The organism is Bradyrhizobium sp. HKCCYLRH2015, assembly GCF_051168215.1.
Taxonomy (GTDB): domain Bacteria; phylum Pseudomonadota; class Alphaproteobacteria; order Rhizobiales; family Xanthobacteraceae; genus Bradyrhizobium.
In genome coordinates, this window is the sequence record NZ_JBNPUO010000023.1 from 1 (window position 1) to 2,318 (window position 2,318).

Consider the following 2,318-nt stretch of genomic DNA (forward strand, 5'->3'; position numbering starts at 1 on the left):
CTCTTCACACCCCAAAACAACAACGCCGCGCTGAAACCTCAGCGCGGCGTTGTCGTTTGTCCTGATGCGGTCGTTCGTCGATGCCGCGGGCAGCACAACCGTGTGATTGAGCCGCAAAACCGGGTTCAGTTGCGGTTCATTCCCCAGAACGTACGCAATGCTGCGCTGTCTGTCGTCGCTGACATTGTCCCACAGGAGATCCTCATGCGCATGTTCGTCCGGACCACCTTCGTCGCGCTAGCCATTGCTGGCTCAGGCGCCGCGATGACGGCCCTCACAACGCTTCCGGCCCTCGCGCAGGCCGCCAAGGATTCCCCGGCGCAGCCGCCCGGTCCGACCATCAGCCAGCCGCCGCAGCTCAAGCAGATCGCGCTGACCGACAAGCAGATCGAAAACGTGCTGGCATCGCAAAAGGACATGGATGCCGTCACCGACAAGCTTCCCGAGAACGCGCCGCCGGACCAGAAGGTTGTGACGCAGCTCGATGGCGTCGCCAAGAAATACGGCTTCGCCAGCTATGACGATTTCAACGTCGCCGTCGACAACATCAGCCTGGTGATGGGCGGCATCGATCCGAAGACGAAAAAGTACATCGGTCCCGAAGCCGTCATCAAGCAGCAGATCGATCAGGTCCAGGCCGATACCAAGATGAAGCCCGATGACAAGAAGCAGGTCCTCAACGATCTCAATGCGGCGCTCAAGGCGAAGCCGCCGGAGGTCGAGAACAAGGGCAATATCGATCTCGTGGTCAAATATTACGACAAGCTCGCCGCGGCCTTCGGCGAGGACGACAACTGACAACCGAGGCTTTGCCTCCACCTCGATCCGCCAAGCCCCGACCGTCGGTCGGGGCTTTTTCGTTATGGGTCATGCGAGCGGAGCGCACGCTCAGCGCGCGAACGCGGCCTCCATCTGCTTGCGTACCTTCACGGTCTCGTCCGCGGCATCGGCTGCGACGTCGCTCCAGCGCACGATCTCGCCATGCGCGACGTCGTTCACGAGCTTCAGCCGGTGCGCCAGCCCGATCGGCAGTGCCCCGAGCTGCAGGCTGGTCCTGGCCGGTACGACCTTGCCCCACACCGTATAGCCACCTTCGCCATCGAGCATCTCGCCAGCCCGCAGATCCTTCTTGGCAACGGCGACGACATCGCCGCGGAAGCCGAGCGGTTGGCCGGTGGGCTCCTTGCGCAGGGCCGCCGAGAGCACCGAGACGTTCAGCTCCAGCCCGATCAGGTGATAGGGCTTGTACATCGCCGCATAGCGGCCGCTTGAATCGGTCTTGAGTCCGTATTGCCGGAAGCAGTCCGCGGCGTAGTCGTTCGGCGCCTCCAGCACGACATAGACGCCCCAGCGCAGATCGCGAAATACCGGACGCCCGTCCCGCTCCAGCGATGAGATCACCTCGACCATGCCGGAGCGCTCGAGCACGCCGCCGCGGTCGCGAGGCCGCAGCACATGCGGCAGGTCATCGACACCGCAGGGTGGAAACAGCAGTCCGTTCGTGGGCACGTCGAGCCCCGTCGCGTTGGCGATCGCGGCCATCTCGATCGCCGACTTGGTGCCGTCGAGGAAGGAATTGAACATCTGCGGGTTCATCCCGGCCGACTGCGCCTCGCCGGCGGTGAGGCCGTAATGTTGCCAGACGCCGTCCGGCGTGACGTCGTGATAGGCCGGCAGATACTTCGTGCCCTTGCCTGCCGCGACGACATGGAAGCCGGTCGCACGCGCCCAGTCGACGAGCTCGGCTGTCAATGCCGGCTGGTCGCCATAGGCGAGTGAGTAGACAACGCCGGCCCTGCGCGCCTCGTCGGCCAGCAACGGCCCCGCCAGAACGTCAGCCTCGACATTGACCATCACGATGTGCTTGCCGGCCCTGATGGCCGCCTGCGCGTGGCGGATGCCCGCGGCCGGACTGCCGGTCGCTTCGACGACGACATCAATGGTGTCAGCAAGCGCTTTTGCGCCGTCGGGACTGAACGCGGTGCGTTCGATCCGCTCGGCGCTCCAGCCGACGGTGCGGCAGGCGTCCCGCGCGCGCCCCGGATCGAGGTCGACGATGACGGGCACCTCGAGCCCCGCCACGTGCGGCACCTGCGACAGGAACATCGAGCCGAACTTGCCGGCGCCGATCAACGCGACGCGCACGGGCTTGCCGGCGGCGGCGCGGGCTTGGAGGAGGGCGTGGAGGTTCATTGTATTGTCCGGTTTCCAGATTGTCGCGCGACCTGCAACTACCACCTCCGTCGTCATGGCCGGGCTTGACCCACGGCTGTCCGGTTCAGCTTCCGCATATTGCGAGGCTCAACTGTTGTGGGTTT

The 2,318-nt window shown here is 64.8% G+C and carries 2 protein-coding genes; one reads left to right on the forward strand and one right to left on the reverse strand.

The features are described 5' to 3' along the window. Positions 1 to 204: 204 nt before the first annotated feature. Positions 205 to 798: a hypothetical protein gene (locus ACQR1H_RS33165; RefSeq protein ID WP_316183712.1), complete on the forward strand. Its 594-nt coding sequence runs from the start codon at positions 205 to 207 to the stop codon at positions 796 to 798. Between the two features lie 90 nt (positions 799 to 888). Here ACQR1H_RS33165 and ACQR1H_RS33170 read toward each other — a convergent pair whose 3' ends face one another. Further along, entirely contained in the window at positions 889 to 2,193 is a 1,305-nt protein-coding gene (locus ACQR1H_RS33170) for an NAD(P)H-dependent oxidoreductase (RefSeq protein ID WP_434908796.1), read from the reverse strand. Positions 2,194 to 2,318: the final 125 nt, after the last annotated feature.

Excerpts from the sequence above, each read along its gene's own strand:
- ACQR1H_RS33165 (WP_316183712.1), top strand. The coding sequence starts at position 205 with ATGCGCATGTTCGTCCGGACCACCTTCGTCGCGCTAGCCATTGCTGGC.
- ACQR1H_RS33170 (WP_434908796.1), bottom strand. The coding sequence starts at position 2,193 with ATGAACCTCCACGCCCTCCTCCAAGCCCGCGCCGCCGCCGGCAAGCCC.